Source organism: Pseudonocardia nigra, from assembly GCF_019396355.1.
GTDB lineage: Bacteria > Actinomycetota > Actinomycetes > Mycobacteriales > Pseudonocardiaceae > Pseudonocardia > Pseudonocardia nigra.
This window is the reverse complement of record NZ_JAHKRK010000297.1, coordinates 1-7,450: the sequence shown is the minus strand read 5'-3', so window position 1 is coordinate 7,450 and position 7,450 is coordinate 1. Positions and strand designations below refer to the sequence as shown.

Annotated in this window: 5 protein-coding genes; 1 reads left to right on the top strand and 4 read right to left on the bottom strand. The window is 71.6% G+C overall.

Annotated features, from left to right (window positions below; genetic code table 11):
* Window positions 1-497: 497 nt before the first annotated feature.
* From KME75_RS38265 to aceE, 3 genes are all read right to left on the bottom strand, one after another.
* A complete protein-coding gene (locus KME75_RS38265) occupies window positions 498-1,721 on the bottom strand; it encodes a PucR family transcriptional regulator (RefSeq protein ID WP_219419829.1) in 1,224 nt (407 codons plus the stop codon).
* 96 nt (window positions 1,722-1,817) lie between these two features.
* Window positions 1,818-2,024, bottom strand: coding sequence for a cold-shock protein (locus KME75_RS38260; protein ID WP_075941971.1), 207 nt, complete (start codon window positions 2,022-2,024; stop codon window positions 1,818-1,820).
* A 254-nt stretch (window positions 2,025-2,278) separates the two neighbouring features.
* Window positions 2,279-5,080 carry a pyruvate dehydrogenase (acetyl-transferring), homodimeric type gene (aceE, locus tag KME75_RS38255; RefSeq protein WP_246633651.1) on the bottom strand — a complete coding sequence of 934 codons (2,802 nt, stop codon included), beginning with the start codon at window positions 5,078-5,080 and terminating at the stop codon, window positions 2,279-2,281.
* A 180-nt stretch (window positions 5,081-5,260) separates the two neighbouring features.
* Between aceE and KME75_RS38250 the strand changes: the two genes are divergently transcribed.
* Window positions 5,261-5,695: a DUF3052 domain-containing protein gene (locus tag KME75_RS38250; protein ID WP_219419830.1), complete on the top strand. Its 435-nt coding sequence runs from the start codon at window positions 5,261-5,263 to the stop codon at window positions 5,693-5,695.
* A gap of 13 nt (window positions 5,696-5,708) precedes the next feature.
* Here the strand turns inward: KME75_RS38250 and KME75_RS38245 are convergent, their stop codons facing one another.
* Window positions 5,709-7,292, bottom strand: coding sequence for a phospholipase D family protein (locus KME75_RS38245; RefSeq protein WP_219419827.1), 1,584 nt, complete (start codon window positions 7,290-7,292; stop codon window positions 5,709-5,711).
* Between the last annotated feature and the right edge of the window lie 158 nt (window positions 7,293-7,450).

The following is a 7,450-nucleotide window of genomic DNA, read 5'->3' as shown; positions in this document are numbered from 1 at the left end:
GCCTCCTCGGCGGCCAGATCGGCCAGCCGGTCGAGGGCAGGCTTCAACGACGATACTGTGGACACGAGCGCGACCCCCGGGACGATCTTCGGCTTCAACACCTGAAAGATCACCAGGGGTCGCGCTCGCCCCTCACACCGGCCCCTCAAACGAGTCCACCACCAGGGGCAAAACCGACATCAGACCCAAACGGCAAGAACGCCGGGGCCCTGCGCTCGACGCGAGTTATTCCCGACGGACTCCGGCGCGCCGTGACCGCCCGGGACCGGGGATGCGCGCACCCGGGATGTAACCGAACCCCGTCCTGGTGCGAAATTCACCACGTCCTCGAATGGGAGCACGACGGGCACACCGAGCTGAACAACCTGGTGATGCTGTGCAGAATGCACCACCGGCTGATCCATTATTCCGGGTGGATCATCCGGATCGCGGACGGGTCGCCGGAGTTCATCCCCCGAAATGGGTGGATCCGGAGCAGAAGCCTCGACGGAATGTGCTCAGGAATCCTCGGTAGCCTCGGACGAGGCCAGCCGGGCTGCGACCACGGCCGTCCACAGCACCAGCGCATCGCGCGGGTCGGAGGGGCGGCGGCCGGTGAGCTCGCTGACGCGGCGGAGCCGGTAGCGCACGGTGTTGGGGTGCACGAACAAGGCGCGGGCGCACGACTCGAGCCCACCGCCGCCCTCCAGGTACGTCGCCAGCGTGTGGAGCACCTCGCCGCCCGCCGACTCCAGCGGGGTGACGATCGAGTCCACCAGCCTGCGGTGCGCGGCAGGGTCGCCGGCCAGTGCGCGTTCGGGCAGCAGGTCGTCGGCGAGCACGGGGCGGGGTGCGCCCGGCCGGCCCGGGGCTGCGCGCAGGCCGGCGAGCGCAGCGCGGGCGCTGGTGGGTGCGGCGGTGAGATCGGCCGCGAGCGGGCCGACGACCACCGGTCCCGGGCCGAACGCCTCCACGACCGTGCCGATGTCGCCGCCCGTGTCGACGCCGGGCGGCTCCGACAGCAACACCACGAGCCTGCTGCCCTGCACCCCGACCAGCACCGACTGGCCCGAACGGTCGGCCTCACGGCGCACGTCGCCGAGCAGGTCTCGGGCGTCGGGAGCCGGGGTGCCGACGACGACCCGCAGCGGGTCGCCGGGATCCCAGCCCAGCGCGGACGCACGCGACACCAGCGCATCGGCGTCCTGGGGGCCGCGCACGACCGCATCCACGACGAGCGCCTCGAGCCGGGCGTCCCAGGCCCCCCGCGTCTCCGCCTCGCCCGCGTACACCGTGGCGGCGGCGAACGCGATCTCACGGCCGAACCGCAGCACGCCCTCCACCAGCGCGCGGTGCTCGGCGTCGTCGGCCGCCAGCGGCGGCAGGTGCTGCTCGAACACCTCAGTGGCGATGCGCACGAGGCCGACGGTCTGGGAGAGGCTCAGTCTGCGGGCGAGGTCGCGCGGCGCGATGCGGAACGCCTCCGCGGTGAGCCGGATCGACTCACCCCGCGCGCCGAGCCACGCCACGAAGTTCGCCACGCCGGTCTGGGTGACCAGCATGACGCCGGACCGCTGCGCGGCCGGGAGCCGGGCGAACCACGGCTGGCTGCGTTCCATCGCGGCCAGGCACGCTGCGGCGAGATCGCCCGCGGCGAGCTCCAGCTTCCGCAGCGTGGCGGGGGAGACCGCGGCCGGCGCCTGCCTCGGGCCGGGCCCGTCGCTCGTCACGTTCGGCAGCATGACACGAGCAACCGCGGCACCGGGCGGGGAACGGCCGTCGGACGGCCGCCCCGGTGCGCGGGAGCTCGGGTCGCTGCGGTACGACCGGCGTCGCGGTCAGCCGAGGGGAGTGACCTTGGTGGCCTGCGGACCCTTCTGGCCCTGCTCGATGTCGAACGACACGCGCTGGCCCTCGTCGAGGCTCTTGTACCCGTTGGTCTGGATCGCCGAGTAGTGCACGAACACGTCCGCGCCACCACCGTCAGGAGCGAGGAAGCCGTAGCCCTTCTCGCTGTTGAACCACTTGACGGTGCCCTCTGCCATTCTTGCTCTCCTCGTACCGTTCGCCGAGGCACTCGCCCCCGGCATCGCGCCGCCCGAGTGCGATGGTCCGCGTCCCGGCCGGGACCCCGTTCGCTCTTCCCGCGAGGTCGGGGTCGGGGCGGAGCGTATCGCGGTTCGGCCGCCCTGCCGAGACCCAATAACCTGCGTGTTCGTCCCGGAGGGCCGTCGAACGGCCCGTCCGGGCGGCACTTCCACCCGAGAGGTCGACGTGGAAGTGCCGCCCGTGGGACCGGTCAGGCCACCCCGGAATCCGACGTCTGGGGGCCGGCCGCCTGCGGGTCGTCCAACTTGTACTTCGCGGCCGCCTCGGTCACCGCACCGCGGTCGAACTCCCCGCGCGCGGCGAGGGTCTCCAGCGCCGCGACGGTGATGCTCTCCGCGTCCACGTTGAAGTGCCTGCGCACGGCGGGACGGGTGTCGGAGAGGCCGAAGCCGTCCGTGCCCAGCGTCGTGTACTCGGCAGGCACCCACTCGCGGATCAGGTCGGGCACCGCCCGCATCCAGTCCGACACGGCGACGACGGGCGCGTCCGTGCCGCCGAGCACGCGCGTCACGTACGGCTCACGCGCCTCCTCGTCCGGGTGCACCAGGTTGTGCTGGGCGCACTCGACGCCGTCGCGGCGCAGCTCGCCCCACGACGTCACCGACCACACCTCGGCGCCGACACCCCACTGCTCGGCCAGCATGTCGCGCGCCTGCAGCGCCCACGGCATCGAGACGCCCGACGCGAGCAGCCGGACCTGCGGTCCGTCGGTCCGCGGGCTCTCCGCGTACCGGTAGATCCCGCGGAGCACGCCGTCGACGTCGAGGTTCTCCGGCTCGGCTGGCTGCACGTACGGCTCGTTGTAGACCGTGAGGTAGTAGATCAGGTTCTCGCCCTCGAGGACGTCGGAGCCCTCGCCGTACATCCGGCGGAGCGCGTCCTTGACGATGTGCGCCACCTCGAACGAGAACGCCGGGTCGTACGCCAGCACGGCCGGGTTGGTGGCCGCCAGCAGCAGCGAGTGCCCGTCGTTGTGCTGCAGGCCCTCCCCGGTCAGGGTCGTCCGGCCCGCCGTGGCGCCGATGAGGAACCCGCGGGTCATCTGGTCTGCTGCGGCCCAGATCGAGTCACCCGTGCGCTGGAAGCCGAACATCGAGTAGAAGACGTAGACCGGGATCATCGGTTCGCCGTGGGTGGCGTACGACGTGCCCGCCGCGGTGAACGAGCCCACCGAGCCGGCCTCGTTGATCCCCTCGTGCAGCAGCTGGCCCTGCTCGCTCTCGCGGTAGGCGAGCATGAGCGACGCGTCCACGGACGTGTACTGCTGCCCGTTCGGGTTGTAGATCTTCTGCGTCGGGAACATCGAGTCCATCCCGAACGTGCGCGCCTCGTCCGGGATGATCGGCACGAACCGGCCGCCGATCTCCTTGTCCTTGACCAGCTCGCGCAGCAACCGGACGAACGCCATGGTGGTGGCGACCTCCTGCTTGCCCGAGCCCTTGCGGACGGCGTCGTAGACCTTGTCGCCGGGCAGCACGAGCGGCTTCGCCGTGACCCGGCGCGAGGGCAGCGGGCCACCCAGCGCACGCCGGCGCTCCCGCATGTACTGCAGCTCCGGCGAGTCCTCACCCGGGTGGTAGTACGGAGGCAGGTACGGGTCGCGCTCGAGCTCGGCGTCGGAGATCGGGATGCGCTGCGAGTCGCGGAATTCCTTGAGGTCGTCCAGCGACAGCTTCTTCATCTGGTGGGTCGCGTTGCGGCCCGCGAAGTGCGAGCCGAGCCCGTAGCCCTTGATCGTCTTCGCCAGGATGACGGTGGGCTGCCCGGTGTTCTCCAGCGCCGCCGCGTAGGCCGCGTGCACCTTGCGATAGTCGTGGCCGCCGCGCTTGAGGTTCCAGATCTGCTCGTCGGTCATCGGGTCGACGAGGGCCTTCGTGCGCGGGTCCCGCCCGAAGAAGTGCTCGCGGACGTAGCCGCCGTCGTTGGCCTTGTAGGTCTGGTAGTCGCCGTCCGGCGTCTGGTTCATCAGGTTGATCAGAGCGCCGTCGCGGTCGGCGTGCAGCAGCGCGTCCCACTCCCGGCCCCAGATCACCTTGATGACGTTCCAGCCCGCGCCGCGGAAGAACGACTCCAGCTCCTGGATGATCTTCCCGTTGCCGCGCACCGGGCCGTCGAGCCGCTGCAGGTTGCAGTTCACGACGAACGTGAGGTTGTCCAGGCCCTCGGTGGCCGCCACGTGGATCAGCCCGCGCGACTCCGGCTCGTCCATCTCGCCGTCGCCGAGGAACGCCCACACGTGCTGGTCGGACGTGTCCTTGATGCCGCGGTCGCGCAGGTACCGGTTGAACCGCGCCTGCATGATCGCGTTCATCGGGCCGAGCCCCATCGACACCGTGGGGAACTCCCAGAAGTCCGGCATCAGCCGCGGGTGGGGGTACGACGGCAGGCCGTGCCCCGGGCCGCCGTGCGACAGCTCCTGGCGGAACCCGTCGAGGCGGTCCTCGGTGAGCCGCCCTTCCAGATAGGCACGGGCGTAGACGCCCGGGGAGGCGTGGCCCTGGATGTAGATCTGGTCACCCCCACCCGGGTGATCCTTGCCCCGGAAGAAGTGGTTGAAGCCGACCTCGTAGAGGGTGGCCGAGGAGGCGTAGGACGAGATGTGCCCGCCCACGCCGATCCCCGGACGCTGGGCGCGGTGCACCGTCATCGCGGCGTTCCACCGGATCCAGCGCCGGTAGGCCCGCTCGGCCTCCTCGTCGCCGGGGAACCACGGCTCCCGGTCCGTCGGGATCGTGTTGACGTAGTCCGTGCTGGTCAGGGACGGGACGCCGACGTGGCGCTCCCGGGCGAGCTGCAGCATGCGCAGCATCAGGTAGCGAGCACGCTGCTGCCCTGCCGCGTCCAGGACGGCGTCGAAGGATTCCAGCCACTCGCTGGTCTCCTCGGGGTCGATGTCCGGCAGGTGCGCGGCGAGCCCGTCGCGGATGACGTGCACGCGCTGCGGCCCAGAACTGGGTGCCTGGGTGCTGCCGTCGGGGGTCTGGCCGGTCAAGGGATCTCCCTGCATGGCTTGAGCTGAGTAGATGTCGGGGCCATCCCCTATCGTGCCCCTCGCCGCTCGATCTCGTAACGAGTGGTTGCGCGCCGGTCTGTCGTCATGTTCGGATTCCGCAACCGAGAAGCAGCCTGCGCGGGGTACACCCGGGCAGAACCGAGGAAAAGAGGTACACGCGTGGTCGCCGCGGATGATGCCGGACGCACGTCCGACATCGCGGGCAAGCTCGGCGTCGAGCCGGGCATGGTCGTCCAGGAACTCGGTTGGGACTCCGACGTCGACGAGGCGGTGCGCGATGCCGTCGAGGAGAGAGCCGGGGACGAACTGCTCGATGAGGACGCCGACGATGTCGTCGACCTCGTACTCATGTGGTGGCGCGACGGCGACGGCGATCTCGTCGACGCACTCGTCGACGCCATCGGTCCCCTCGCCGACAACGGCGTCATTTGGGTGCTCACCCCGAAGACGGGCAAGCCGGGGCACGTCGAGCCGAGCGAGATCGCCGAGGCGGCGCCCACCGCCGGTCTGTCCCAGACCTCGAACGTCAGCGTGAGCGAACAGTGGGCGGGAGCGCGGCTGGTGGCGCCGAAGGCGGCCAAGTCGAAGCGGTGAACCCGGTGGTGGCTCACCAGCGGTGACGCAGACGGTCGCCCAGCGGGCGACCGTCCGGGTCGTACAGGAGCCGGTAGAGCGGCACCGCCCACAGCCGGGTCCGGACGGGCAGCCGTTCGGGCCGGTGGTGGCGGATCCGACCCGCCGGACGGGGGCCCACGCGTCCCCCGCGGTGCCAGGCGTCCAGTGCGTCCGCCGCCGCGTCCATGGCGCGCACGGCCGATCCGGGGTCCACGAGGTCCGCGTCGTCGCCCGGTGCGCGGTCGAGGTGCTCGCGCATCAGCTCGAGGCGCAGGTCACGGGCGAACGCGCGGGCGCCCTCGCCCTGCCCGCCGGGGTCGGTGGGCTCCCGTTCGTCCCGGGTCCCGTCGAGCACGGCCACCGACAGCTCGCTGTCGTGGCTCCACGAGCGGCGGTTGAGGTTGGCGCTGCCCACGCACGCCCAGGTGTCGTCCATGACGGCCACCTTCGCGTGCACGTACACCGGTGTGCCCTCGTGGTTCTCCAGGTCGAAGACGTGGACCCGATCGGGGGCGGCCCTGCGGCACAGCTCGACCGCCTGGATCCGGCCGACCTGGTTGGGCGGCAGCGCGAACCTGCCGTCCACGTCCGGGTGCCGGGGCACGACCACGACGATGTGCAGCCGCGGGTTGCGGCGCAGCGCGGTGGCGAGGAGCCGGGCGACGTCCGGGGACCACATGTGCTGGTCCTCCAGGTAGACGATGCGCTGAGCACGCGCGAGCGCCTTCGCGTAGCCCCGCGCGACCGACCGCTCGCCCCGCGGCGCGTACGGCGTGCGCGGGAGGACGGCCGGATAGGTGCGCAGCACCTGCAGCGCGCAGGCGCCCGCCGGTCGGGGGTCGGGCGGTCGGGGAGGCATCGGGTCCGCGCTGAGGTCGACGCGCCGCAGCTTGTCCTTCAGCCAGGACACCGGGTTCTCGCTGTCGAGGGAGCGCGGGTCCGCCCACCGCTCCCGGAACAACGCGTCCAGCATGCCGACGACCGGCCCGCGCAGCTCGAGCTGGACGTCGTGCCACGCCGGGGTGTCGCCGTACTCCGCGGCCATCGGGAGCCCCTGCGGGTCGCCGAGGTGCCGGGCGTCGTCGCGCCGCGAGTGGCACAGGTCGATTCCCCCGGCGAACGCGACGTCACGGTCGGGGTCGCCCGCGTGCCGGATCACGACCAGCTTCTGGTGGTGCGAGCCGGCGCGGCGCACCCGCTGGTCGAGCAACACCTCGCCGCCCGCCGCGTTCACCGCGTCCCCGAGCTGCTGGTTCTGCTCCTCGCTGTAGGAAAAGTCGTCGTGGTGCGAGCGCCACATCAGGCCCTTCACCACGACGCCGCGGCGGGCGGCGTCGCCGAACAGCTCGCCCACCGTCGGTCCGTCCGGGCACAGCCGCTCGTCGGCGTCGCCGCGCCAGTCGGTGAAGAGCAGGTGGTCGTCCCGGCGGAGTGCCTGCACCTCCTCCACGAGCCGCGCGAAGTAGGCCGCGCCGTGGACGTGCGCGACGACGGCGTTCCCGTCCGACCACGACGGCAGGCGGTAGGCCGCGTTGCCGCGCTCGGCCGCCGTCAGGAACCAGTCCTCCACCCGCATCCCCACCTCCGCGTGGTGTGTGGCACGTGACCCTAGTGTCTCGTGTCCGAAGTCTTTTGACGCTGCGCTTTGGCCAGGATGGCCTCGGCGTCCTTGGTCCAGATGAACGGTTCACAGCGCTCGTTCCATGCGTCGATGAAGCGGCGGATGGCGGCGAT

Bases quoted from the DNA above. Each gene is read 5' to 3' on its own strand.
- KME75_RS38265 (WP_219419829.1), bottom strand. From the start codon at position 1,721: ATGCTGCCGAACGTGACGAGCGACGGGCCCGGCCCGAGGCAGGCGCCG.
- KME75_RS38260 (WP_075941971.1), bottom strand. From the start codon at position 2,024: ATGGCAGAGGGCACCGTCAAGTGGTTCAACAGCGAGAAGGGCTACGGC.
- KME75_RS38245 (WP_219419827.1), bottom strand. From the start codon at position 7,292: ATGCGGGTGGAGGACTGGTTCCTGACGGCGGCCGAGCGCGGCAACGCG.